Origin of the sequence: Maribacter corallii, assembly GCF_047345415.1 — a bacterium.
Taxonomy (GTDB): Bacteria; Bacteroidota; Bacteroidia; order Flavobacteriales; family Flavobacteriaceae; genus Maribacter_C.
Window position 1 is genome coordinate 213,845 of record NZ_JBLFEP010000003.1, and the last position, 24,491, is coordinate 238,335.

The following is a 24,491-nucleotide window of genomic DNA, read 5'->3' on the forward strand; positions in this document are numbered from 1 at the left end:
TAAGACGATAAAACAGTTTGCACCTCTTCAGGCGATTGCGGTAGTTCACCGATTTGGCATTCCTTTTGTTCTAAGTTGAAAGAATATCAAGTAATTTTGCAGTATGGTGAACAACTACATCGTTTTACTTCTTATCGCTTTCTTGTTTCGGCCAGGGGTGTTGAACGCACAGGAGATTCGGATTTTTACCGTTGAAGATTTCGATCTAAAAGGGGCCGTCAGGTCTTGTTTGGTGAGCACCAAATATGGGAAAGAGGAATATGAATTCAATGAGGAAGGATTACTGACGAAATCGGTTACCCGATACAATGACAATGATTATGACAGTACCCATTATTCATATGTTGAGGGAATGCTTATGGAAAAGCGTCTTGAAAATTACCGTGACAAGATTTTTGTTCCGGCCTCTTCCATTGCGAATATCTATTCCGTTGATTCGACCGAAAACCTGAAAATTACCGAGAAAATCATCTCATACGATAAGGAGTTTTTAGATCAATACGAATATTTCTACACGAATGATACCCTGCGTCGAATTATCAGGATGAATAACGAGGGGATTGACGAGACGTTGATTTCATATGAGCTGGTGAAGGGAGAGTTGACCAAAACATACACGCTCAATGGGGTTCCAGAAAAATCGATTCGCACTTCGTTCAAAAAAGACCAGGACAGTATCATCTCTAAAACGGTATTGGTCAAACAGTTTTTGGACGGACAACCTTACTTGGCCACTGAAGAAGTTTTTGACGGACGGAACGCCCTGGCCTCAAAGACAAGCTTCAGTTACAATACCAAAGTGAAGCAGTTCACTATAGAACGTACCGAAAAATATGAGTACGATGCCTCGGGCATGCTACTGAACATAGAGTCGGAGACTTCGGGTATACCTGAAAAGAAAGAGTTTGTCTACCAACTGGACCCTACAGGAAATTGGATAAAAGAAATCATTACCCCCGATAACACCTATAAAACCCGTCGGATTACATATCACGAAGCGGCTGTAGAGGAGCAAAAAAAATAGTCCTAATCAAGAAGCATCGAATGCGATGCGTAGCGAAAGACGGTCTGTATTCAACTTTAACCTTCGTTTGCTACAGCAGCGAAGAGGTCAGGCCAAATTGACTACGTGTTTTTTATTTTTTCGTATTCGTCTTTGAGTATGCGGTATTGGATCAAGGAAACATATTCGGGTTGCTCAAGAGTGCTTCCTCTTTTTAAATCGTGGTCTTTTAATTCCGCTTCCTTGATCATGTTGTTTTTTATCATAACCTTTCCGGAAGCAACATTGGTTGTCAGATAGACCGCGATGATCTTATTGAGCTTCAGCTGTTCAAAACCAAACTGCAATATGGCCTTTACCGCTTCAGTTGTAAAGCCTGCGCCCCAAAATTTCTCGGCCAACCAATACCCTAACTCTGCCCGGTTTTGCGAAACATCCAAAGTCAGCCCGATTCCGCCCATAAACGATTCGTCCGTTTTGGAACGTATGGCGAATATGTAATTGTCTTTGGCCTTAAAACCCTGATTGGCCATATTTATCCAGGCAATGGCATCTTCCTCAAAATAAGGGAAAGGCATCGTTCGGGTATTCTGTATAATTTTAATATTTCCCGCATAAGCGACGATCAAAGGAATATCGGTGGTCTTTATTTGATTCAGAAAGAGTCTGTCGGTAACTAGATTCGGAAACGGTTTCATTTAGATGAGTTGATGTATCAGTTCTTTTTTTAGTTCATGACCGCCCTCAAAGATAATCTGTTTGGCGCGCCCCTTAAAGAGCTTCTCCATTTTTATGGATTCTTGTTGCAGGCGTTCGGCATTGAGATATTCATCCCGATTTCCCACGAGGATAGAAACCGAAGTGTTGTTGGTCTCTAAAAATGAAAAATCATCAGGGGTGAGTTCATTGGGAATTCCCCCTGCATACAAAATCAACGAGCGACATTTGATTTGCTCGCGGGCCACCCACCGCGTCGCGATGGAAACCCCTTGCGAGAACCCCAAAATATATAATTGGCAATGCTCGGGGATGTTTTCGGCCTGGTATACGGCATTCAGATAAGCAACTACGTTTTGAACCTCGAGTTCCGTCCGCTCTTTGGTCAGCCAACTGGCGCCGACATGTTTATACTCGTTTTTCAAATAGTATTTTGAGGGAGCCTGAGGAGCAATAACGTAATTTTCCTCAGGATTCAAATCTTCAAAATAGCGTAGAAAGTATTTACTCAAATAGCCGATGCCATGAAGTACGATCCAAACATTTTTGGTTTTCCCTGTTACCTCATTAAGGGTTTCATAGGTATTCGTGGTTTGGTAACCCACTTGTTTTTCTTGTCTGCCCATATATTCAAAACTACCATAAAGGAAAGTCTTTTTTTGATTCGGTAATCCGTAATTTTACAAAAAAAGTTCCATGGACGAATACAAGGAGAAAATATTGAAGGTCTGCAATGCCTCCTCGAAGAATACGATGATGGAAACCTTGCAGATAGAATATATAGATGTCGGAGAAAATTTTTTGGTAGGAAAAATGCCGGTTACCCCGTCGGTTCATCAGCCCGATGGTGTTTTGCACGGGGGCGCTATGGTCGCGTTGGCCGAAAGCGTTGGCAGCACTGCTTCCTATATATTTTTGGATGCCCAAAAGATGTTCGTCAGGGGAATTGAGATTTCGGCGAACCATGTAAAGAGTGTTCGAGATGGAGAGGTTTTCGCCCGTGCCACGATAGTTCATAAAGGGCGAACCACACAGTTGTGGGATATTAAGATTACCAATGCCGACGGAGACTTGATCTCGATTTGTAAATTGACCACTATTGCCTTGCCAAGAAAATAAATGTTCGGGGAGTTTTTAGATGAAATAAAGGCCCATCACGCAAAGAATTTACCTTTTGCGGCCTACCGTATGCCTAAGGAGCAGCAGGTAGTGGCTCTTTTACAAGAGGATGATGCAGTACACCATTTAACGAATTTCACGACATCAGGTTTCGTCTTTGCGCCCTTTGATAACGACCGACCGACACTGTTGCTGCATAGCGACCAGCGTCTGACCGCCCGATTCGATGTAGTCGAAACCGATGAAAAAGAGCGCTTGTCCTTCGAGGTCGACACGACCTCAAAAAGCACATACATCGATTTGGTCAACCGTGCCATCGAGAAAATCAAAGAGGATGAACTAGAGAAGGTGGTGCTCTCTAGAAAGGTGGAGGTGATTTGTACTTTATCACCCTTAGTGTTGTTTCAGAGGCTTCTAGAACAGTATCAGAACGCCTTTTGCTATCTCTGGTATCATCCTAAAGTAGGTACTTGGCTCGGAGCGACCCCGGAAATTCTCATGAAAAGTGAAAATCAAAGATTGACTACCATGTCATTGGCAGGCACCCAAAAGTATAATGCACTCGTACCTGCTAATTGGGGTGCGAAGGAACTCGAAGAGCAAGAATTGGTGACACGCTATATCGCAAGTGTTTTAAAGGATAAGGTAACTAACCTCGACATAGGTGAGCGCGAAACCATTCAAGCAGGAACGCTGCTTCACCTAAGAACCAAACTGGTCGCTATATATGAAAAAGGAAATTTGGGCGCGCTTGTCAAGGCCTTGCATCCCACCCCTGCTGTTTGTGGTATGCCCATGGCCCTAAGTAAAAAGTTCATAGCAGCAAACGAAGCTTATGATCGATCATACTACACTGGATTTTTAGGGGAGCTGAATACGCGAATCGAAAAGAGGCCTTCCGGTCGCAAAAGAAATCAGGAAAACCGGGCCTATGTATCATTTATGGAACAAACCATCTTTTTCGTGAATCTGCGTTGTATGCAACTTCAAGATGACACGGCCATCGTCTATGTTGGTGGAGGCATCACCAAAGACTCGAATGCGGAATTGGAATGGGAAGAAACCATAGCCAAGACCAATACAATGTTACAAGTGTTGGCCCCACAGTAGTATTTCGGATAGCATTGGGTAAAGAGCGGTTTGCGTCGTATTTTTGTGCTGATGAAGTATTCCAGTATTCCCTTGGCGCAAGCCATAGTTTGTCACTGCAAGGCCAAGGGCATTGAAAACATTGTAATCTCTCCGGGTTCAAGAAATGCACCTTTGACCATTGGTTTCACCGAAGATCCTTTTTTCAAATGTTTTAGTATCGTGGATGAGCGGAGTGCTGCTTTTTTTGCATTGGGCATTGCACAGCAATTACGACAACCGGTTGCGGTCGTATGTACTTCCGGCAGTGCTTTATTGAACTACTATCCCGCAATTGCCGAGGCGTTTTATAGCGATATACCCCTAGTGGTCATTTCGGCCGATCGGCCGAGTTATAAGATAGATGTAGGTGATGGCCAGACCATACGGCAAGACGACGTTTTTCATAGGCATATCGGGTACTCGGCCAATCTAAAACAAGATGTGGTTCACGCCACGGACCGGATTTATCGTTATGCGCGCGAGTCCATTTACGCAGGGGGAGTGGAAGAGACCCAACAAAGCATACAGGCCCATAATGATGCTGAATTGAACAGAAGCTTGAATACCGCTTTGAATACCGGTTTACCGGTACATATCAACGCCCCATTTGAAGAGCCGTTGTATGATGTGGTTGAAGAGCGGAACGGGATGTTCGAAATCGCCAATGCGGAATCGGATACGATTGATTTAACCGACATTGACCGTTATACCGATCTCTGGAACAAGGCCGAACGAAAGATGGTTTTAGTGGGGGTGAACCACCCGAATGCCATTGAGCAACGTTTTTTGGATTTTTTAGGGAATGACCCCTCGGTAGTTGTATTAACCGAATCGACCTCAAACTTGCATCATTCTAATTTTTTCCCAAGTATCGATAGTATCGTCGCACCAATTGAGAAATCGCCAAGGAAAGAAGCCCTGTTCAATAAATTACGCCCTGATATTCTGCTCACTTTTGGTGGGCTGATCGTTTCCAAAAAGATAAAGGCTTTTCTGAGAGCGTATCGACCCAAAGAACATTGGCATGTGGATGAACTGAAAGCCTATGACACTTTTTTTTCATTAACGCGCCATTTCAAGCTGGCACCAAATCGCTTTTTTCAGACTTTTTTCGAACAATCGAAAACAAAGGCAAGCACCTATTTTCCATATTGGAATTCCATCCGGGATGATTATCGGAAGCGGAGGGAAGTGTATTTGAAACAGATTCCGTTTTCCGACATGTTGGCCTTTTATCACATTTGCAACCATATTCCAAGTGCGTATCAAGTGCAATTGGCCAATAGCTCTACCGTGCGCTACATGCAGCTTTTTGATCTGGATACTAGCGTAAAGGTTTTCTGTAACCGCGGAACAAGTGGGATCGATGGAAGTACATCTACCGCGGTGGGTGCATCACACTATCATAAAGATCCGACCTTGCTCATCACAGGTGACCTCAGTTTTCTATACGACAGCAACGGTTTGTGGAACGAATATATCAGGCCCGATTTTAAAATCATACTTATCAATAATGGAGGCGGGGGTATTTTTAGAATACTACCGGGTAAAGACGATAGTGAAAATTTTGAACGTTATTTTGAGACCACTCAGAATTATGATGTGTCACATTTATGCAAAATGTACGGTTTTACGCACCTTGTGGCGAAATCGGAGAAAGAAGTGCTAAGTTTTTTACCGGGCTTTTTTCAGCAAAAAACAGGGCCAAGCCTATTAGAGGTTATTACTCCCAGAATCTTGAACGATAAAATTTTGCTTGGTTATTTCGATTTTATATCTTAGACTTTTATTAACCATATATAACAAGAACACTAACTATTATGAGTAAAAGAGACGAATTGATCGAAAAGTATGCGGCTGATATTAAAGACAAATTTGGTCAGACGCCAGATATGGATTTGCTAACAAAAGTTACTATTGGATTAGGACCATCAATCTACAATTTGGATGCTTCCAAAGTTTCGGGAGGAGATGAAAAAGAATTAGAGACGGTAAAGAACAATTATTTGATCAAAAAATTAGGTATGAGTGATAGCTCAGATTTAATGGATGCCATCAAAAGTGTTCTTGACAAGTATGGTTCTTCAAACAAAAACAAGCATAGAGCGGTCGTTTACTATATGTTGTGCAGACACTTCAAGAAAGAATCCGCTTATTAAGAAGTTATAACAAATCAAAAAACCATCTGTTTAAGGAACAGATGGTTTTTTTATGCCCATAATTTAACAGTACTTTTGCCCCATGGTCGAACTGGGAAAATTCAATACACTCGAAATCCTCAGAGAAACAAGTGTTGGCTTGTTTTTAGGGGATGGTACCCATTCGGGTATTTTACTGCCGAAAAAGTACGTACCCGAAGACTACACTATTGGAGATTCAATAGCCGTCTTCTGTTATTTGGATCATGATGAACGTCCGGTGGCGACCACCTTGGAACCTGAAATCATGGTGAACGAGTTTCAGTTGTTGAAGGTAGTCGAAGTAAATGAGTTCGGGGCTTTTCTCGACTGGGGGTTGGAGAAGCATTTGCTAGTTCCTTTTCGCGAACAGCGCAACAAGATGAGGGAGGGGCAATGGTATGTGGTCTATTGTTATTTAGACGAGCAGAGCAATCGGCTTGTGGCCTCCAATAAGTTGGAAAAATTCTTGAGTAATGAAGAGCTTACGGTTCGTGTTTGGGAGGAGGTCGAAATTATTGTCACCCGAAAAACGGATTTAGGATGGGAAGTGATCATCAACAATCTTCACAAGGGCTTGGTCTATGCCAATGAGGTCTTTAAAAGAATTTCGGTCGGGGATGTCATGCCCGGAGTAATCAAGGCGATTCGTGGCGATCATAAAATCGATATTTCACTACAACCTCTGGGCAAAAGTATACTGGAGCCTGCTGCCAATAAGATCTATGATACCTTAAAACATCATAATGGTTTTCTCGGGTTAAATGATAAATCTGCCCCAGAAGAAATTCAAGAAGAGCTACAGATGAGCAAGAAGACCTTCAAAAAGGGTATCGGAACATTGTATAAAGCACGGAAAATAGAGATTAAAAAAGACGGTATTTATTTAATCGAGACCAAATAGGCCATTGGCGGCGAGAACTTCCCGATACTTTGAGGAACGCCAAGAGAATTCGATTTCCGAACTTCGAAAGAAGGACCATTTTTTGACGGTGTCGTTCATCGATAAGCAAATGGAAATCAATTCAATATGATTGTTTGACATCACTTTTCATTAGCTAGACCACGAAAATTTATAATTTTGCAACATTGGTCGTACAAATTTTATTACCATCAATGAATTTTAATTACTTTAGCGCTAAGACATCCCCTAAACCCAACAGTACATGCCATTTATAGAAGAAAGTGATTTATTGGAATTGCACAAGGACATTGATAAGGCCCAAATCATTAATGAACGTCTTCTAGACCAAATAAAGATAAAGAACAAGGAACTTAAAAAAAGTAAGATTCAACGCAATGTACTTGCAGGGGTGACCACTCTTTTTTTCATTGGGGCTTTAGCCATTACTTCCTTCACGGCAGGATTAAGTAGCAGCGGCGGGGGATTGGAACAACAAAATAATCTTTTGGTGTCTATAGATAGTCTTGATGCGATCAAAACAAGGATCGATAATCTAAAGGAACAAAACGAAGAATTGAGTTTGGTAAAGGAGTATTACCTCGCCAAAAAATTCCTGGAAAAGGAAATGATTTATTCAGTTCAGGTAAAGTCGTTTGTGGATAACAATGTTACCTTGGCCTCTGAAGCGCTGACGAACACGATGTTCGTAAAAACGAATCCGTTTTATTCCTATTCACTTGGTAATTTCCAAACATTGGAAGAAGCGCGAAAGTTTAGAAAAGAATTAGTTGATATTGGTTTTAAGGATGCTTTCGTAGCATCGTATAAAGAAGGAAAACGAATAAAAATAGAAGACCCTTATTAGTTTTGCGAAAAATCGGTGCATGGCTCAATGCGGCTAGACCAAGAACGTTACCTCTATCGATCTCCGGAGTTATTGTCGGCACTGCCCTTGCAGATTTTTATGAAAAAAATAACCTACTAATATTCATACTCGCTTTGTTTACCACTATAAGTTTTCAGGTTACCTCGAATTTCGCCAATGATTATGGTGATGGGGTAAAGGGTACGGACAATTCTGATAGAATAGGACCAGCACGTGCCTTACAAAGTGGTCGCTTGACGCGCAAAGCGCTCAAAACCGGGATTGTTATCTCCATTTTAATCAGTTTGGCACTGGTACTGGCCTTATTGTACGCTTCTTTCGGACTCCAAAATATGGGCTATTTCCTGCTTTTCGCCGCACTAGGGCTCGTGAGTATTTGGGCGGCCATAAAGTATACTGTAGGTAAATCAGCCTATGGATATAAAGGTCTCGGCGATATCTTTGTTTTTATCTTTTTCGGATTGATAGGTGTATTGGGCTCGATGTTCTTGTACACTAAATTCTTGACGGTACTCGCTTGGTTACCGGCCATTACCATTGGTATGCTGAGCGTTGGGGTACTTAACCTGAATAATCTTCGTGATTGTGTATCTGATAAGAAAGCCAATAAAAATACAGTGGTCGTAAAAATCGGTTTCCAAAATGGGAAGCGCTACCACTACGCATTGCTCACCTCAGGTTTTTTGAGCATGTTCATCTTTGTTTTGAGCAGTTTTACGAATTGGTATCAGTGGCTTGTATTGATAGCCTTTGTACCTATTGCATTTCATATAAGAAACGTATATCGGGCGAAAGAACCCGTCTTATTGGACCCAGAACTTAAAAAACTGGCCTTGAGCACTTTTTTGCTCTCCCTGTTGTTTTATACCACCTTTAATTAATTTGTAATTTTACAGTATAACCTTCTAAACCACAACAACTTTGGAACAACCTATTAGAATACTTATCGTAGAGGACAATGTCATCATTGCTGACGATATGCAATCTATGCTCGAAGAAATCGGCTACGAAATCGTGGACAACGTTATTGTTTACGAGCAGGCAGAAGAGGTGCTGAAAACCCAAAAGGTAGATCTTGTTTTAATAGATATTATTCTCGCCTCTGACAGAACTGGTATAGATTTGGGTAAACATATTCGAGAGAATTACGATATTCCGTTCATCTTTGTCACCTCTAACTCCGATAGAGCTACGGTGGAAAATGCAAAGACGGTCAAACCCAATGGTTATTTGGTCAAACCTTTTGAGCAACAAGACCTATATACCTCTATTGAGATCGCTCTTGCAAACTTCACTCACAGTACCCAAGCTGATAAGCAAGGGAGTGAAATGGTCCAAGATGAGTTGCCCCTTTCGAATTCAGTATTGAAAGATTCCATTTTCGTCAAAAAACAACATCTCTACTACCGAATCCAATTTGAGGATATTCAATTTATTAAGGCTGATAATGTGTATTTGGAAGTGAATACCGTTGATAAAAAATTCTTGGTCAGATCCCCTCTAAAGGACTATTTGGAAAAGCTACCTAAGAATAAATTTTATAGGGCCCATAAATCATATATTGTAAACGTAGATCATATTGATGCCATCAATTCCAAAGACATCATGATCAACAACAATCTGATTCCGATTTCAAAAGACTTTAAAGAGTTTATTATTTCAGCGATGAATTCATAAAGGTTCAATTGCAACCCACAAGCAAGTGATAGTCTAAACCTTGATTTTTGCCTTCGACTTTCTTGTCGTTTCCATAAAATGCATAAAAATCGGATGAAGTACACACTTTTGGTTATTTTTTGATTTTCACAACAAAAAATAACCATTACACAACAATGTAGATCAACATTGAATTCTTATCAATAATTTTGAAAAGAACTAGTGGATCCCCAAAATCTTACTTTTTGTATTGAACAAGGTTGAAAAAGGTGCAAGTGAAGATTGCTTCATTTTCAGGTTAGCCCTTTATTTATTGGCTTTTACGGACCTAGTCCCCCGGAGTCTGAAAAATGGTCATGAACCAAAACTAGTAAAGAGAACAATGTTGTAAGAGTTCCGGAGGTTGAATTCAACGGAAACGGTCCGGATCGCAAATTTGGCTTACAACAAAAATTTAGTAGAGCCGCGATATAATAGTATGTTTGGTTCGTTAGTATGATATGAAAAAAGTTCCATTCAAGATTCTTGCTTATCTGATTTTATGCGGTCTCTTTGCGCCGGCAGTTTTAGCGCAAAGCGATGCCGTTTCCGTTCAGGGTTTTTTCAACATGTTCAAGGCCTCTGAAAGTTCCGAAGAACGTTTTGTCTTTTTCTTCAACACCCCAAATCGCTATAATGAAAATTCGGCATATGATTGGTTGGAAGCGGTTAATGTCTATCTGAACAATTCAGAAAAGACCAAGGATTCGTTAGCCATTACCCATTATAAATTAGTGCAATCTCAAATACATCATGATCTTGGCGATTATGACAAGAGTTTGGCGATTGCCAAAGAACTCTATGCAAACGAGAGGTCACTAGGGGATGATACCAGGGCCACACTTTTTGAATTGATGGATGTTACCTATTCGAAATTGGAACTCTATGCCAAGCAGATGGAAATCAGAAAAGAGAAAAGAGAGCTCGGTCTGACCGAGAATATCGCCTTTTATGATATCTATTCCAATCTCGGCCTGCACCGAGATGCCATGAAAGATTATTTTGAAAATGAGAAAAAGAACGTCAGCGAAAAAGACTATTATGGGCAGGCTGTTTTTTGGAACAATGTGGGCACCTTTTTAAGACTTGATAAATCGTATCCGACGTCGCTCAGCAATTATAAAAAAGCCCACGGATTCATCAATGTCTATCTGAATGATGTCATCACCGAAAAATCGGAAAAACAAGAAACGGAAAGCAAGGTCTTAAGAGCGATTATCGATGGAAATATAGGCAAATGCCATGTATTGTTAAAGCAATACACCGAGGCCTTGCCCTATTTGGAAAGGAGCATCGATAGTATCAAAGTATACAATGCCGGGAAGTACTCCACGGATCTGGTCGAAAACAAATTGGAAATCGCACTGTGCTATCTACAATTGGAAGATTTTGAAAAAGCTACGGACTATCTCAGTGATGGTACGAGACCCATTAAATTGGAAAATGTCCTTAAAAAGAATCGGCTATTGGCTTCGTACTATGATAAGACCGATAACTTCGCGACCGCATCGGAGTATTACAAGAGAAACATGCGCATTCGTGATTCCGTAGAAGAGAACAAGTCTGACCTATGGGAGAAACAGTTGGCCGCCGTAGTGGGTGAAGATAAGGCCAACGCCCAGCGTATGATGGAAGAACAACGCGCCGCCCTTGAGAAGTCAAGAAGCGACATGATTGCCAAAGATGAGAAAATCAGTTTGGTGTTCATTTCCTTGATTTTTACCTTATTGGGTTTTGCCGGGCTAGTGTATGCCTATCTGAAAAGTATAAAGAACCAACGTCTTATTGCAGAACAAAAGCATATTATAGAGAACTCGCTTGTGGAGAAAGATTCCCTATTGAAAGAGATTCACCATAGGGTTAAGAACAACCTTCAAATGGTATCAAGTCTTTTGAGTCTGCAAACCAAAAACACACGAAGCAAGGCCGCTATTGAGGCTTTAGAGGAAGGAAAGAGTAGGGTAAAGGCGATGGCCTTGATCCATCAAAAACTCTACCAACATGATGATCTATCGGTCATTGAAATGCAAGGATATATCGAGAGTTTGATCAATAGTGTACAATCCGTTTATAAAAAAGGAGGACACAATATTAATATCACCGTAGATGCAGAGGATGTCGAGCTGGATATTGATAGGGCCATTCCCTTCGGACTGATTCTCAATGAACTGGTATCGAACTCGTTCAAGTACGCTTTCCCCAAAAATGAAGATAACGGAAAAATCTATATCCACTTACGTAAGATAGCGAACCAAGATGGTTTTTTCGAATATACCGATAATGGAGTAGGACTGCCGGAAGATACCGATCAGCGAACGAATGCCTCTATGGGAATACGATTGATGAACCGTTTGGTCAACCAATTACAATCTAAATTGAATATCGATAAAACCTCTGAGGGCGTTCGATTTTGGTTCAATTTCAAATAATCCCCATTTTCATTTCGTGCTACGCAGTACAAGTCGGTGCAAGAGTCTAGGAAACAATCGTTTCACATAGACCCCCATTACCTCTTTGCCACCCATATACGCCTCGTATTTTTTTCGTTCTATTGCCCGTATCATCTTCTTTGCGAATACGTCTACCGGTAATCCGTTTTGGTTTTCGGCATCATGCGTACGTTGTGGACTTCCATCCGCAGTTAGGGCGTTTTTATCTATGTTGGTTTGCACATACCCGGGGCATATCATTGTGACATCGATTCCATCGCTTTCATGCTCCATTCGTAACACGTCGAAAAAACCGTGTAGTGCATGTTTAGCGCCGCAGTAGCCCGAACGTTGCGGACCAGCGAACTTTCCCATTAAACTGGAAACCGTCACGAAATGCCCACTTGAGTTCTGTATGAAGTAGGGCAGTACCGACTTGCTCAAGGCGACCGTGCCCAAATAGTTGATATCCATGAGTTTTTTGTACACACTGATATCGGTCTTGGCAATTTCCGAGCGTTGACTGATTCCGGCATTGTTAATTAGAATGGCAATGCTACCGAATACTTCAAATGCCTGCTTGGCCTTTTCGGGCATAGCGGTGATATCGGCCAGATCCATGGGAACGATGGCGATGTTCTCTTTATGGATGCAATTCGATTTCACGCGTTCCAGGGCCTCTTTTTTCCTAGAGGAAATAATGAGCTTGCAATCTTTTTTGTCCAGGGCATAGACCAATGCTTCGCCGATTCCTGAAGAGGCCCCGGTTATCCATACTGTTTTGCCGTCGATCTTTGCCATGTTATCTGATTTATGGCCCAAAATATGGTTAAATTTGACGCTATCCAATGAAGGCCACCTATAAAAAATACGTTCTCGATTTTAAGCAACCTAGCGGAACTTCACGCGGAGTGCTCACGCAAAAGGAAAGTTGGTTTTTAATAGTGAACCACAATGAACGGTATGGTATAGGGGAATGTGGCATTTTAAGGGGATTGAGTATTGATGATGTGCCTGAGTATGAGGAGACTTTAAAGTGGGTGTGTGACCATATCCATTTAGGAAAGGATGCCCTATGGGAAGCATTGCGGAAATTTCCAAGTATTCAATTTGGCATAGAACAGGCCTTTTTATCATTGGCTTCGGACCACCCTTTTGAACTTTTTCCTTCGGACTTCACAAAAGGCAAACGCTCCATTGAGATCAACGGACTCATCTGGATGGGCGATGAAGCTTTCATGAAGGAGCAGATACAGCAAAAATTACAAGAAGGTTTCGGTTGTATCAAAATGAAGATCGGAGCGATCGACTTTGACAAGGAGGTCAGTCTCTTGAAATCAATTCGAGACCGATTTCCTAAAGAAGAGATAGAACTACGGGTAGATGCCAATGGTGCTTTTTCGAAAACGGATGCCCTTTCCAAACTTAAGACACTGGCCGAATTGGATCTGCATTCGATTGAGCAGCCGATACGACAAGGACAGTTATCGGCGATGAGTGATCTATGTGCTCAGACCCCTTTGAATATTGCTTTAGATGAAGAACTTATCGGGATTTTTGACGTAGAACATAAAGCAAAACTACTACGCCATATTAAACCCCAATTTATCATTTTGAAGCCAAGTCTGGTCGGAGGATATAAAGGTAGTGCCGAGTGGATTGCCTTGGCCAGTAAACTGAATATCGGATGGTGGGTCACCAGCGCGTTGGAAAGTAATATCGGTTTGAACGCCATCGCACAATGGACGTTCACCTTAAAGAACGCCTTGCCCCAAGGCCTGGGCACAGGAAGCCTGTTTACCAATAACATCGAAAGCCCTTTGAAGGTTTCAAAAGGAACATTATCTTACGACCCTTACAATACGCCTTGGAGAACCAATTTAATTGAAGAACTATGTATATAGAACAGGCATATAAGAGCCAACATGAATTTTGGCGCTATCTTTTGGGTATCGGAGTCATATTTTTTTGTTGGCAGATATTCGGTGCCGCCCCCCTCATGGCAGCCCTATTCACCAAATCGAACGTCATGGAGATTTTGGCCAGCGGCGATGTGGCACTGATGTCAGAAGCTTTGGGATCTAACCTCTTTCTCTTTTTGATGCTCTTGACATTTGCTATTGGTCTGGCTTGTTTGTTTATCTGGATAAAATTAGTGCACAAACAACCGATTAAAGAACTCACCACGTCTCGAAAAAAAGTCGATTGGGGCCGAATCTTTTTTGCCTTCATTCTTTGGTCACTTATTTCGATAGCCTTTGTATTTATAGATATTCAACTGGCCCCCGAAGATTACCAATTTAATTTTAACCTGAAGCCTTTTTTGATTCTAGCCGCCATTTCCATTGTGCTGATTCCTATTCAGACCAGTATGGAAGAATATTATTTGAGGGGGTATATGATGCAAGGTATTGGGCTTTTGGCCAAAAATAGATGGGTGCCCTTGTTCTTTACTTCGATACTATTTGGTCTAATGCACATTTTGAACCCCGAGGTAGAAAAATTAGGCTATGGCATCATGGTCTATTATATCGGGACGGGTTTTTTTCTGGGCATCTTGACCCTTATGGATCAGGGATTGGAATTGCCCATCGGATTTCACGCCGCCAACAATCTGACAACCGCTCTTTTGGTGACGGCCGATTGGACGGCATTTCAAACCGATTCCATATATCGTGATATCTCAGAACCGGTTTTGGGTTGGGACATCTTTGTACCAGTGTTGGTGATCTATCCCATTTTATTGATCGTTTTCTCAAAGAAATATGGCTGGACGAATTGGAAAGAACGCCTCTTTGGAAAAGTTGTCGATGAGGAAACATTCCTTGCTAAAAACGCAATCGCAACTTCAGCCGATGGAAGTCAACAGGAGTTATAGGGATATTCACTCCAAATTCAAGTTGAATGGGGTAGGCTATAATCTAGAGGCACTAAAGGAAGTGGCCTATAGCTTGATAAAGGAAGGTGAGCTATATGAAAGATCGATTGGAAACTTTCTACTGGACTGGTTGAACCCAAAAAATACGATAGCGGTCAAGACCTCGGGCTCCACCGGTACCCCCAAAGTGATTCAACTACAAAAACAGCAGATGGTTCATTCGGCCTTGGCCACCGGCACCTATTTTGCTTTACAAGCAGGTGATAGGGCACTCTTATGTCTTCCCGCCCAATATATCGCAGGTAAAATGATGTTGGTTAGGGCGATGGTATTGGGTCTAGAACTTGATTATGTCCGTTCCAGTTCGTATCCTTTAGCTCAAATTGAAAAGGAATATGACTTCGGCGCCATGGTACCCCTACAATTAGGAAATTCCATTAACAAAATGGAACAGTTTAGAACGTTGATCGTTGGCGGAGCCCCGCTTTCTGATCCGTTGCGCCAACAAGTAGGTACAAAATCTACACGAGTTTATGAAACCTATGGTATGACCGAGACCATTACCCATATCGCCGTTCGCGAGATCAATACCGGTAATTCGCATTTTTCCGCCATGCCCAATGTGCAGTTTACGAAGGACGAGAGAGGTTGCCTGATTATCACAGCGCCAATGATTTCGACGGAACCCGTGGCCACCAATGATATGGTACACCTGATTTCGAAAACTGAATTTGAATGGTTGGGGCGTTACGATAATGTGATCAATTCAGGGGGTGTAAAGCTATTTCCAGAGCAAATAGAGGCCAAACTCGTTCCATTTATCCCCAATCCGTTTTTTGTTGCCTCTTTGCCCGATCAAGCCTTGGGTCAAAAGTTGATTGTAGTGCTGGAAGGCACAATAGATCTGCACGAGTTGGAGAATACCTTAAAATCGGAAGGCGTTTTAGAACGTTTTGAGTTTCCGAAAGAGTTGTACACCCTTCCGAAGTTTTTGAAAACCGATACGGGTAAAATCCGAAGAAAGGAAACCATAGCGCTTCTAGATATTTAGCCACTTCATAAACGTTCTTTTACGCTCTTTGTTTACTCTGCCTTTGATTTCAGGTAATTGGCTATCGAAGTAGGTAAACCGGCCGTATACGGATTTTGAGTGGGTGTTTTTCCATAAATAGCCTTATAGAATTTCGCACTAGCATAAAACGTGCCTTCAAGAGTGGCATGTACCCCATCGGCATCATAAAACTCCACATCGATTTCAGTTTCCGTGTCTATCGCTGTCCAATCTTCGCCGACCGGTACGATGGTAGCATTGATAGCCTTGGCCCCGGACTCATAGGTCTTTTTTATTCCATTGAGCATTTCAGGCCTTTCTTTATACGGCCAGGTCATGAACAAGAGAATCTCGGTATCGTTTTGTGCGACCATATCGGCAAGGACGATCATGGCATCTGTGGTAGACTCAAGTGCTTCGGCCGCAACGGAGGTATTCTCTTGAAAAATGACATAGTCCCAATTCCGTTCGTTTATTTTTGAAAGACTGCTTGGATCATTGAGATGGTCTTCAAGGGAATAACCACCCTTGGCGACTTCCTGAATAACGGGCTCTAATTCCGAACCATCGTTTTTTCTGAATTCCAAAAGATGCGTGGCGAGCCCTTGATTGTAATATGTATGGCTATTGCCAATAAAAAGGATGGCTTCCGGTGCTGACTCAATCTCCTTTCCCTTATCTTCAGAAGCGTTGTTATCGTCGTTTTGGGCATTACAAGAGCAGAACAATAGTGTAAAAACTACTGTCATAAGACATGAAAAATACCTTATCGCGCTCATACCATTCAAAGATAAGGCGTATTTTAGAAGAATTGAAAAACCCAATAAAACACTTGTTTTAAGAATGAAAAAAATTGTACTACTTATTTGTTTGCTCAGTCAAATTCCAGTGGCGGGGCAACAGTTATTATCGGAGCGGGAACGTGCCCGTGTGGTCGATGAAATACTTGCTGAAAGATTTGACAACCTACTACCTAAATTGATGGATCAAGTCGATTTGGATATGTGGATTCTCATTTCGCGCGAATACAACGAAGATCCCGTATTACGAACGATGCTACCGGCTACTTGGTTAAATGCCCGTAGGCGGACCATGCTATTGTTTTATAGGGATAAAGCCAAAAACACGATCGATAAATTGGCCGTGGCGCGTTACAATGTAGGTGAGAACATTCAATCAGCTTGGGACAAGGAAAAAGAACCCGACCAATGGCAACGCCTGATGCAATTGATAGAAGAGCGAAATCCGGAGAACATAGGACTCAATTTCTCTAAAGATCACAATATAGCAGATGGTCTTGACAAAACCGATTATATGGAGTTCATGGAAAAATTACCCAAAAAATACCATAAAAAGGTTGTGTCCGCAGAACAGTTGGCCGTGAGATGGATCGAAACCCGAACAGAACGGGAAATGATAATTTATGACCAATTGGTGGACGTTACCCATGATATTATTGCAGAGGCCTTTTCAGAAAAAGTGATTACACCAGGCGTAACAACGACGACGGAAGTAGAGTGGTGGATGCGGCAAAAAGTGACCGATTTAGGTCTGGAAACCTGGTTTCATCCAACCGTAGATGTGCAGCGTACCAGTGAAGAACTAGTGGGACACCTATATTCCTTTTCCGGTCGACCGGATGATATGGTGATACGACCGGGCGACCTATTGCATTGTGATTTCGGAATCACCTATCTAAGATTGAACACCGACTGCCAAGAGTTGGCGTATGTGCTTAAGCCAGAAGAAAAAGAAGCACCAAAATTTCTCGTAGATGGATTAAAGGACGGTAATCGTGTACAAGATTACCTGACCAATAATATGATAAAGGGGAAAACGGGTAATGAGATTCTGGCCAAGGCCCTGTCGGAGGCAAAAGCGGCAGGATTGCGTCCTTCAATTTATACCCATCCGCTGGGGTCTTATGGGCACTCTGCCGGCACAACCATTGGAATGTGGGATGCCCAGGGTGGGGTCATGAAAGATGATGGTGAAAACTATCCGCTGAATCCAAATACGGTGTATGCCATCGAATTGAATACAACCATAACCATTCCCGAATGGAAAAGAGATATCCGGATTATGTTAGAAGAAGCTGGTTTTTATGGTGATAAGGGATTCCGCTATGTAAACGGTCGTCAAACGGAGCTGTTGCTCATTCCAAGGATAAAAGCACATCAAGGAAACTAAAAAATAAGTTTCGTATATATACAAGCTTATGTGAACTCTAAAAAACAAAAAATAACATGGAAAAAAACCTTACGATATTACTGTTTTTTTTAGCAAGCCTGCTATCCGCACAAGAGGTAGTCAATCGGAATACGACCATCTGTTGGGATGTTTCCGCCTCAATGACGACTAGGAATTTGGAAAAAGACCTTTCGGTGTTGAAAAAGGTTTTTGAAAGAAACCCTGACCAAGAGATACAACTACTACTATTCGGTACCGAGGTAACCGAAAAAAAATATGGAGTTACCGATGGGGATTGGTCACAACTTAGAGAAGACTTGGAAAATGTCTCCTATGACGGGGCCACCATTTACGGAGTTTTAAAAGGGAAAATCAAAAATGACAACGTCTACATGTTTACGGATGGTCAAAAGTCCTTATCCAAAGATAATATATCATTGAAGGGTAAGAGCTTTTTGATCAATAGCAGTCCCAATGGGGATTCCGAATTTTTAGAACGGAGTGCCCTGTTGAACAAAAGTCGTTTAATGGATTTTGCTGCAATGCTGCCTGAAAACGTAATGAGGTTACAGCAAAAGGCCCAAAGCGATCAATCTTCAAAAGAATCGACAATTAAGGGTACCGTTTATGTGGATAATAAACCCGCAGCCGATGTAAGAGTTGCTGTAAAAGGGCTGTCCGATAGCTTTTTGACGGGTCCCTCCGGTGGTTTTTCGATACCGGCACAAGTCGGTGATACCTTGGTGGTAACCAGTAGAACTAGTAAGACCATCAAAACGGTTCCGGTTGAAATCATGGCCCATGTCGATGTTTTTATGGCCTCCAATATCGTCGCGTTAGACGAGGTCATCGTTGTGGAAAAAGAACTGGAGAAAGCGGAAATGGCCTTAACCGGATATGGTCTTCAAAAACAAGAGGCTATTGGATATACCGTATCTGAGATCGACGATGAGGATATATCGGAGGTAACCACCACTATAGGTGATGCCATAAATACAAAAGTGACGGGACTTGAGGTGCCCGGACAAAATGCCTGGGATAGGGAAGCTGGAGGTTTAGGAGCGGCAAAGATTAGAGGAAGTGGTAGTATTAATATGAATACCAATGCATTGGTCGTGGTAAATGGTGTCCCCATGAAAAGAAGTACTACCTCGGTAGGTGCCGCCTTCCAGTCGAACTCGAACAACGCGGCCGGAAGCTTTGTGACCTCGAATGCCAATATGGATTATATTGACCCGGCGAATATCGCGAATATTACAGTTTTAAAAGGATTGGCCGCTACTAATGCCTGGGGAAGCGAAGGCCGGGGCGGGGTCATTTTGATTACCACCAAAACGGCAGTATTTACAAACCAGAAAACGGGGAAACCGATAGACCGTGCCTTGTTGAAAAACAATGTCTACAAAGAATCGCAAGAAGAGGACGGAGTACAAACGAGTCCGACGGTACGGGCCTTAATGGCAAGCGATTCTCCACAAGATGCATACAATACCTATTTGGCATTGAAGGATTTAAATGGATCCAACAGTACTTTTTATTTAGACGCGTTCCAATATTTTAGGACAAAAGATACCCAACTTGCCCAAAGAGTGATTTCGAATCTTTTGGAGCATAGTAGAGACAATCTTGAGACACTTAGAACGGTGGCAAAGGCCCTTTCGGCTATTGGAGATCCCCAAAACGTAGTGCGCATCAACGAGGAGATCATACAATTGGCCCCCTCCGATGTCAATGCGTATTTCAATAGGGCGAAGGCGAAGATTGAACTTGGTCATTATCAAGAGACCTTGAACGAACTACTGGCGTTAGAGCGTGGCGACAAGTATTTTTCCGTCAATGCGTCGCCCATAACAAAAACCCTTAAGCGTGAGATCAAGAATCTAATTGCCCGGCACAGGAGTAAACTGAACCTCTCCAATGTGGAATCGGAATTCCTGAATAATATCAAGTATAAAGTTCGTTTGGTGTTTGAATGGAATATACCGGGGGCGGAATTTGAACTGCAATTCGTGAATCCTCAGAAGAGGTATTTCAATTGGGAGCATACAAATAGTGCTCTTGCTGCGCGCATTACTGATGAATTGAAGAACAATTACCGTCTCGAAGAGTACGAATTTTATGGAGATATGACTGGTGAATGGGTCATCAATGCCAAATACTTGGGCGAGAAAAAGGATGTGGAAAAAATTCCCTTTGTGTTGAAGACCACTGTGTACAAAAACTTTGGCCTACCGAATCAAATTCAAGAGGAAATCGTTGTTCATTTCTCCGAACCGAATGAAAAGAAGAACGTGCGGAAGTTAGTGGTCAACTGATTGGTTTCAAGTGAGATGGATTATTCTTAAAATAACCCCTCTCCACTAAAAATATCCGAATAAGGGTCTGAAATAATTGGAAAATTCGTAACTTTAAATAAAACGTGAGTTATGAAAAAAGCATTCGTATTCTTTTTATTGATTTCATTCGCAGGTTTTTCACAGGAAAGTAAAAAAACAATTTTCGGGACGATAACGGATGGGAAGGCCCCGTTGAAGAATGTGGCAATTTCTGTAAACGATGCTCAGAAAACGGTTTTTTCCGATGAAAATGGAAAGTACAGCATTGAAGCCGAGAGAAATGACCGGATCAAATATGCCTATCAAGGTTTTAAAACAGTGCAAATCAGAGTTGAGGACGTAACCAGGATCCTCAACTTGGAAATGGTAATCGATGTTCAAGAACTTGAAGAAGTGACGGTTCTGGGCAGCAATCGAAAATCACAAAAAGTACTCGCATTGGAGTATCCCTCCAATCCTAATATTATAAGAACTGCTTTTGGGTATTTGAATGCGGATACCGCACCCGGAAATATCCGTTTTTTGAGCAGCGAGGAAATCGAGCCGATATACGTTTGTATTTTAGACCTTTTACGAAATCGCTTTAGCGGTATTCGTGTTCAGGGTGAGTGCAGTGGGGCTTTTGGGCCTTCTTTGAACTCGGCGGAGACGGCCAGTAATCAAGAGGGGCTCTCACAAAGCGAAGATGGATTTAACGGCCTGGCCTCCAATGCGGGTACCGGAATCAATTCAAATCTTAATCAAGGTAAGGTCTTCATACGTGGCTCCTTATCGTTGACCAATCCAAGATCGGCCCTCTTCGATGTGGACGGACAAATTCTCAATGATGCCCCATTGTGGTTAGATATTGGTAATATAAAGCGCTTGGCAATTTTGAACAATTTTGCAGCATCAACCTCGTATGGTAATGCCGGAGCGGGAGGGGTAATCGTAGTCAATACGATTTCCGGAAGTCCGAAATCCGACAAGATTTACGATCGTGCAAGATTGCGTAACAATTTTGCTACGGACAATCTGATTTCACAAAACGATTTAAAGAGAAATGCGCCCGTGTATTTGACAGCGATAAGGGCGAGCCAATCGCTAGAAGATGCTAAAAAGATTTATGAAGAGTATCGCCCAGCTTACAGTGCATACCCATATTTCGCCCTTGATATGCAAAAGTATTTCACCGAACGCTGGCGCGCTTCCGATTTCGCAGATGGTATTTTGGCCAACGCGGCCGGTCAGTTCGAGAACAATCCCGTTTTATTGAAGGCATTAGCCTATCAGTTAGAGGCCATGGGAGACTATGAACAAGCCAATACCCATTACAAGGAAGTTTTGCGTTTACGTCCAGACTATCTACAATCGTATCTTGACTTGGCCAATAGTTATCGCGATGTTGGGAAGACGAAACAGGCCGCTTCCATCTATACCCGATACTCCTATTTATTGCAAGAAGGGATTTTAAAGAGCGATTCCACGGAATTCGCCAATCTTTTCGAACGGGAATACAACAACTTTCTGCTTTTGGAAAAGAACAATATCGTCAAAGGTACACAGGCCAGTGACTTATATGTAGCCGAAGAAGACTTTGATGGAACCCGTTTGGTTTTTGAATGGAACGATAGTGAGGCGGAGTTCGACTTACAATTTGTCAACCCGGAAAAGCAATATTTTATGCTAAAGCATAGTCTGGCCGACAATGCCGATAGGATTGCCCAAGAAAAGGAATTCGGCTATAGTTCTGTGGAATATTTGATCGATAGCTCGCTACCCGGTTCGTGGAAAGTGAATATTAAGTATTTAGGAAACAAAAGCCTAACGCCGACCTATTTGAAGGCTACGGTATATTACAATTATGGAACGTTCGCACAACGCAAGGAAACCAAGGTGTTCAAGCTATCATTGAAAAATACTCCGCACGAACTGTTCGCGATATCGGTCGGGTCGAAATTGGCTTTCAATAATTGACTTTTGGTCAAGTACCTAAAAAATAAGGAAAGCCTCGCTTAAAACATTCGGTTTAAGCGAGGCTTTATAGTTTCCATTCCGATACAATCACGTTTAAAATTGCCCCCTTCCTAAATTTGTTAAAGAATTTCTTTCAATATTCAAAGACTTGAAGATAATGGCAAGATTATTGATATCCCAAAAATAGGTTTTAACATTTTTAAAGACATTGCTATGAAAAGAATTCTTATCTCCTTGACCGTCCTATTTCTTTGTACTACCACCTACGCTCAAGAAAACATAAAAACCATTAAAGGGAAAATCACCTATCTCGACGGCCCAACCGCCAATGCCGATATCAAGGTTTCAGGTTCCGATGTGATTTGGAAATCCGATGCGGATGGAGCCTACGAAATTCAGGCCTACCAAGGTGATATCATTACCTTTTCATACCCGAGTCTTCGCGATGTAGAAGTGGTAGTGGAAGATGTGACCCGTATATTGAATATCACGATGTCACCAGATGTTACAGCGCTTGACGAAGTGGTCGTAGAAGCCAGCAAGCGTCGTAGTCAACGTGATATGCAAGAAGATTATGACATCAACAAAAACATTATTAGAACGGCCTTCGGTTATTTAGACGCCGATCGGGCGGCCGGTCAAATTCGTTTGATGAATGAGGACGAAATCAATCCGGTGACACTTTGCATACTTGATTTGGTACGTGGTCAATTTCCGGGCATTCTGGTTGATGGGGATTGCAACAGAGGGGGAGAGCTTTATCTTTCCAGAGGTATACGTCAGGGCCCCATGGTTTGGGATATCGATGGACAGATTTTTACGGGTAGTGGTCCAAATGGACCTCCGAGTGCACCCGTTTGGGTCGATGTGAATTCCATAAAGCGAATAGCGATTCTTCAAAACTTGGCAACAACGGCTACCTATGGATCCGCAGGAGATGGAGGGGTAGTGGTTATCAATACGGTCAATGGGGTTTTAGGGTCAAAATCAGGCAAGGTATTGGACCGTGCGCGCCTTAGAAACAATATCTATAAGGGCGGAGCGCTATCCAAAAACGAGATTTCCAAAAATGCACCGACCTATCTTTTGGATTATGAGGCAAGTGCCACGGCGGAGCAAGCAAAAATCGTCTATGAGAATAACTATAAAAAATACTACAATTCGCCACATTTCTTTATCGATTCCTATGCTTTTTTTATGAATGAGGGAGAAGAAAAATTCGCAACCGATATTTTGGATAAAAACGTACCGCTGGTCGATAAAAACGCGGTGTATTTGAAGGCGTTGGCATATTATGCCGAGGCGAGTAGAGACATAAAGACATCCACCGATGTTTATGAGCAAGTGTTCATATTACGACCTAATTATGCGCAATCCTATCGCGATTTGGCGGAGGCTTACCGCAATAATAAAAACTATAAAAAAGCGGCCGCAATGTATGCAAGGTACAATTACCTAGTCGATGAGGGTTTTCTTCAAGCGGATAGTGTCGGACTAGGACCAATTATTGAAAGGGACGCAGAGAATTTGTTGGCTTTGGAGGGAGATCAGGTTTTCGAGGGAGGCAAGACGAAAAAGAGACTGGCAAAGTACACGGAATTCGATGGAACGCGATTGTTGTTCGAATGGAACGATAGTGAAGCGGAATTTGAGCTACAGTTCGTGAACCCGGAAAAGCATTACCATACATGGAAGCATACCTCTATGGCCAATTCCTCCCGTATTATGGACGAAAAATTGAAAGGCTATTCGGCAGAGGAGTTTTTAATCGATGGTTCTTTAGCAGGCAAATGGCAGGTCAATATCAACTATTTGGGCAACAAGAAATTGGAGCCCACCTATCTCAAGGTGACCACTTATTTCAACTACGGTCTGAAATCACAACGAAAGGAAACTAAAGTGTTTCGACTGGGGCTACGAAATAAGCAGCATGAACTGTTCTCCCTTTCGGTAGGAGGCAAATTGTAATGCATGCGGTCACAATCATACGATTTTGAGGATATTTCGAGTTATTGTGCC

Annotated in this window: 22 protein-coding genes; 17 read left to right on the forward strand and 5 right to left on the reverse strand. The window is 42.2% G+C overall.

Translation table 11 applies throughout. The features are described from left to right. Positions 1-103: 103 nt before the first annotated feature. Entirely contained in the window at positions 104-1,024 is a 921-nt protein-coding gene (locus tag ACKWCA_RS10930; protein ID WP_413978235.1) for a hypothetical protein, read from the forward strand. Positions 1,025-1,125: 101 nt separating this feature from the next. Here the strand turns inward: ACKWCA_RS10930 and ACKWCA_RS10935 are convergent, their stop codons facing one another. Beyond that, positions 1,126-1,701, reverse strand: a complete 576-nt coding sequence (locus ACKWCA_RS10935; protein ID WP_413978236.1) for a GNAT family N-acetyltransferase — start codon at positions 1,699-1,701, stop codon at positions 1,126-1,128. After that, a complete protein-coding gene (locus ACKWCA_RS10940) occupies positions 1,702-2,346 on the reverse strand; it encodes an alpha/beta hydrolase (protein ID WP_413978237.1) in 645 nt (214 codons plus the stop codon). 70 nt (positions 2,347-2,416) lie between these two features. Between ACKWCA_RS10940 and ACKWCA_RS10945 the strand changes: the two genes are divergently transcribed. The 5 genes from ACKWCA_RS10945 (at position 2,417) to ACKWCA_RS10965 (ending at position 7,051) form a co-directional block, all read left to right on the forward strand. Beyond that, positions 2,417-2,839, forward strand: coding sequence for a PaaI family thioesterase (locus ACKWCA_RS10945; RefSeq protein ID WP_413978238.1), 423 nt, complete (start codon positions 2,417-2,419; stop codon positions 2,837-2,839). Then, positions 2,840-3,949, forward strand: coding sequence for a chorismate-binding protein (locus tag ACKWCA_RS10950; RefSeq protein WP_413978239.1), 1,110 nt, complete (start codon positions 2,840-2,842; stop codon positions 3,947-3,949). A gap of 51 nt (positions 3,950-4,000) precedes the next feature. Further along, positions 4,001-5,752, forward strand: a complete 1,752-nt coding sequence (gene menD / locus ACKWCA_RS10955) for a 2-succinyl-5-enolpyruvyl-6-hydroxy-3-cyclohexene-1-carboxylic-acid synthase (RefSeq protein ID WP_413978240.1) — start codon at positions 4,001-4,003, stop codon at positions 5,750-5,752. Positions 5,753-5,790: 38 nt separating this feature from the next. Beyond that, on the forward strand, positions 5,791-6,129 hold the full coding sequence (locus ACKWCA_RS10960) for a DUF2853 family protein (RefSeq protein WP_413978241.1): 339 nt from the start codon (positions 5,791-5,793) through the stop codon (positions 6,127-6,129). Between the two features lie 82 nt (positions 6,130-6,211). Next, positions 6,212-7,051 carry a CvfB family protein gene (locus tag ACKWCA_RS10965; protein WP_413978242.1) on the forward strand — a complete coding sequence of 280 codons (840 nt, stop codon included), beginning with the start codon at positions 6,212-6,214 and terminating at the stop codon, positions 7,049-7,051. Here ACKWCA_RS10965 and ACKWCA_RS10970 read toward each other — a convergent pair. Continuing rightward, positions 7,034-7,192: a hypothetical protein gene (locus ACKWCA_RS10970; RefSeq protein WP_413978243.1), complete on the reverse strand. Its 159-nt coding sequence runs from the start codon at positions 7,190-7,192 to the stop codon at positions 7,034-7,036. The genes ACKWCA_RS10965 and ACKWCA_RS10970 overlap by 18 nt on opposite strands. Before the next feature lie 121 nt (positions 7,193-7,313). Here ACKWCA_RS10970 and ACKWCA_RS10975 point away from each other — a divergent pair, with 121 nt between their 5' ends. From ACKWCA_RS10975 to ACKWCA_RS10990, 4 genes are all read left to right on the forward strand, one after another. Further along, on the forward strand, positions 7,314-7,916 hold the full coding sequence (locus ACKWCA_RS10975) for an SPOR domain-containing protein (protein WP_413978244.1): 603 nt from the start codon (positions 7,314-7,316) through the stop codon (positions 7,914-7,916). A 2-nt stretch (positions 7,917-7,918) separates the two neighbouring features. Continuing rightward, positions 7,919-8,818 (forward strand): 1,4-dihydroxy-2-naphthoate octaprenyltransferase, encoded by a 900-nt coding sequence (gene menA / locus ACKWCA_RS10980; protein ID WP_413978245.1) that lies wholly within the window; start codon positions 7,919-7,921, stop codon positions 8,816-8,818. A 40-nt stretch (positions 8,819-8,858) separates the two neighbouring features. Continuing rightward, positions 8,859-9,614 (forward strand): LytR/AlgR family response regulator transcription factor, encoded by a 756-nt coding sequence (locus tag ACKWCA_RS10985; RefSeq protein WP_413978246.1) that lies wholly within the window; start codon positions 8,859-8,861, stop codon positions 9,612-9,614. Positions 9,615-10,093: 479 nt separating this feature from the next. Then, a complete protein-coding gene (locus tag ACKWCA_RS10990; protein WP_413978247.1) occupies positions 10,094-12,061 on the forward strand; it encodes a sensor histidine kinase in 1,968 nt (655 codons plus the stop codon). 9 nt (positions 12,062-12,070) lie between these two features. Here the strand turns inward: ACKWCA_RS10990 and ACKWCA_RS10995 are convergent, their stop codons facing one another. Further along, the gene (locus tag ACKWCA_RS10995; protein ID WP_413978248.1) at positions 12,071-12,862 is read right to left on the reverse strand and encodes an SDR family oxidoreductase; all 792 of its coding nucleotides are present in this window, start codon (positions 12,860-12,862) and stop codon (positions 12,071-12,073) included. Between the two features lie 47 nt (positions 12,863-12,909). On the opposite strand from ACKWCA_RS10995, the gene ACKWCA_RS11000 reads away from it, so the two are divergent. Genes ACKWCA_RS11000 through ACKWCA_RS11010 form a run of 3 tightly spaced genes read left to right on the forward strand, consistent with a single transcriptional unit; the run spans position 12,910 to position 15,990 of the window. Then, on the forward strand, positions 12,910-13,965 hold the full coding sequence (locus tag ACKWCA_RS11000; RefSeq protein ID WP_413978249.1) for an o-succinylbenzoate synthase: 1,056 nt from the start codon (positions 12,910-12,912) through the stop codon (positions 13,963-13,965). Further along, the gene (locus tag ACKWCA_RS11005) at positions 13,956-14,939 is read left to right on the forward strand and encodes a CPBP family intramembrane glutamic endopeptidase (protein ID WP_413978250.1); all 984 of its coding nucleotides are present in this window, start codon (positions 13,956-13,958) and stop codon (positions 14,937-14,939) included. The genes ACKWCA_RS11000 and ACKWCA_RS11005 overlap by 10 nt, the downstream gene beginning before the upstream one ends. Beyond that, entirely contained in the window at positions 14,872-15,990 is a 1,119-nt protein-coding gene (locus ACKWCA_RS11010) for an AMP-binding protein (RefSeq protein ID WP_413978251.1), read from the forward strand. The genes ACKWCA_RS11005 and ACKWCA_RS11010 overlap by 68 nt, the downstream gene beginning before the upstream one ends. Positions 15,991-16,022: 32 nt before the next feature. Here the strand turns inward: ACKWCA_RS11010 and ACKWCA_RS11015 are convergent, their stop codons facing one another. After that, the gene (locus tag ACKWCA_RS11015; protein ID WP_413978252.1) at positions 16,023-16,739 is read right to left on the reverse strand and encodes a DUF4886 domain-containing protein; all 717 of its coding nucleotides are present in this window, start codon (positions 16,737-16,739) and stop codon (positions 16,023-16,025) included. A 94-nt stretch (positions 16,740-16,833) separates the two neighbouring features. Here ACKWCA_RS11015 and ACKWCA_RS11020 point away from each other — a divergent pair, with 94 nt between their 5' ends. The 4 genes from ACKWCA_RS11020 (at position 16,834) to ACKWCA_RS11035 (ending at position 24,440) form a co-directional block, all read left to right on the forward strand. Beyond that, positions 16,834-18,180, forward strand: a complete 1,347-nt coding sequence (locus ACKWCA_RS11020; RefSeq protein WP_413978253.1) for a M24 family metallopeptidase — start codon at positions 16,834-16,836, stop codon at positions 18,178-18,180. Positions 18,181-18,236: 56 nt separating this feature from the next. Continuing rightward, positions 18,237-20,495 (forward strand): TonB-dependent receptor plug domain-containing protein, encoded by a 2,259-nt coding sequence (locus ACKWCA_RS11025; protein WP_413978254.1) that lies wholly within the window; start codon positions 18,237-18,239, stop codon positions 20,493-20,495. Between the two features lie 111 nt (positions 20,496-20,606). Beyond that, positions 20,607-22,472 (forward strand): carboxypeptidase-like regulatory domain-containing protein, encoded by a 1,866-nt coding sequence (locus ACKWCA_RS11030; protein ID WP_413978255.1) that lies wholly within the window; start codon positions 20,607-20,609, stop codon positions 22,470-22,472. 213 nt (positions 22,473-22,685) lie between these two features. Beyond that, on the forward strand, positions 22,686-24,440 hold the full coding sequence (locus ACKWCA_RS11035; protein ID WP_413978256.1) for a DUF2135 domain-containing protein: 1,755 nt from the start codon (positions 22,686-22,688) through the stop codon (positions 24,438-24,440). The last annotated feature ends 51 nt before the right edge of the window (positions 24,441-24,491 follow it).

Bases quoted from the DNA above. Each gene is read 5' to 3' on its own strand.
- ACKWCA_RS10930 (WP_413978235.1), top strand. From the start codon at position 104: ATGGTGAACAACTACATCGTTTTACTTCTTATCGCTTTCTTGTTTCGG.
- ACKWCA_RS10935 (WP_413978236.1), bottom strand. From the start codon at position 1,701: ATGAAACCGTTTCCGAATCTAGTTACCGACAGACTCTTTCTGAATCAA.
- ACKWCA_RS10940 (WP_413978237.1), bottom strand. From the start codon at position 2,346: ATGGGCAGACAAGAAAAACAAGTGGGTTACCAAACCACGAATACCTAT.
- ACKWCA_RS10945 (WP_413978238.1), top strand. From the start codon at position 2,417: ATGGACGAATACAAGGAGAAAATATTGAAGGTCTGCAATGCCTCCTCG.
- ACKWCA_RS10950 (WP_413978239.1), top strand. From the start codon at position 2,840: ATGTTCGGGGAGTTTTTAGATGAAATAAAGGCCCATCACGCAAAGAAT.
- menD (WP_413978240.1), top strand. From the start codon at position 4,001: ATGAAGTATTCCAGTATTCCCTTGGCGCAAGCCATAGTTTGTCACTGC.
- ACKWCA_RS10960 (WP_413978241.1), top strand. From the start codon at position 5,791: ATGAGTAAAAGAGACGAATTGATCGAAAAGTATGCGGCTGATATTAAA.
- ACKWCA_RS10965 (WP_413978242.1), top strand. From the start codon at position 6,212: ATGGTCGAACTGGGAAAATTCAATACACTCGAAATCCTCAGAGAAACA.
- ACKWCA_RS10970 (WP_413978243.1), bottom strand. From the start codon at position 7,192: ATGTCAAACAATCATATTGAATTGATTTCCATTTGCTTATCGATGAAC.
- ACKWCA_RS10975 (WP_413978244.1), top strand. From the start codon at position 7,314: ATGCCATTTATAGAAGAAAGTGATTTATTGGAATTGCACAAGGACATT.
- ACKWCA_RS10990 (WP_413978247.1), top strand. From the start codon at position 10,094: ATGAAAAAAGTTCCATTCAAGATTCTTGCTTATCTGATTTTATGCGGT.
- ACKWCA_RS10995 (WP_413978248.1), bottom strand. From the start codon at position 12,862: ATGGCAAAGATCGACGGCAAAACAGTATGGATAACCGGGGCCTCTTCA.
- ACKWCA_RS11000 (WP_413978249.1), top strand. From the start codon at position 12,910: ATGAAGGCCACCTATAAAAAATACGTTCTCGATTTTAAGCAACCTAGC.
- ACKWCA_RS11005 (WP_413978250.1), top strand. From the start codon at position 13,956: ATGTATATAGAACAGGCATATAAGAGCCAACATGAATTTTGGCGCTAT.
- ACKWCA_RS11010 (WP_413978251.1), top strand. From the start codon at position 14,872: ATGAGGAAACATTCCTTGCTAAAAACGCAATCGCAACTTCAGCCGATG.
- ACKWCA_RS11015 (WP_413978252.1), bottom strand. From the start codon at position 16,739: ATGACAGTAGTTTTTACACTATTGTTCTGCTCTTGTAATGCCCAAAAC.
- ACKWCA_RS11020 (WP_413978253.1), top strand. From the start codon at position 16,834: ATGAAAAAAATTGTACTACTTATTTGTTTGCTCAGTCAAATTCCAGTG.
- ACKWCA_RS11025 (WP_413978254.1), top strand. From the start codon at position 18,237: ATGGAAAAAAACCTTACGATATTACTGTTTTTTTTAGCAAGCCTGCTA.
- ACKWCA_RS11030 (WP_413978255.1), top strand. From the start codon at position 20,607: ATGAAAAAAGCATTCGTATTCTTTTTATTGATTTCATTCGCAGGTTTT.
- ACKWCA_RS11035 (WP_413978256.1), top strand. From the start codon at position 22,686: ATGAAAAGAATTCTTATCTCCTTGACCGTCCTATTTCTTTGTACTACC.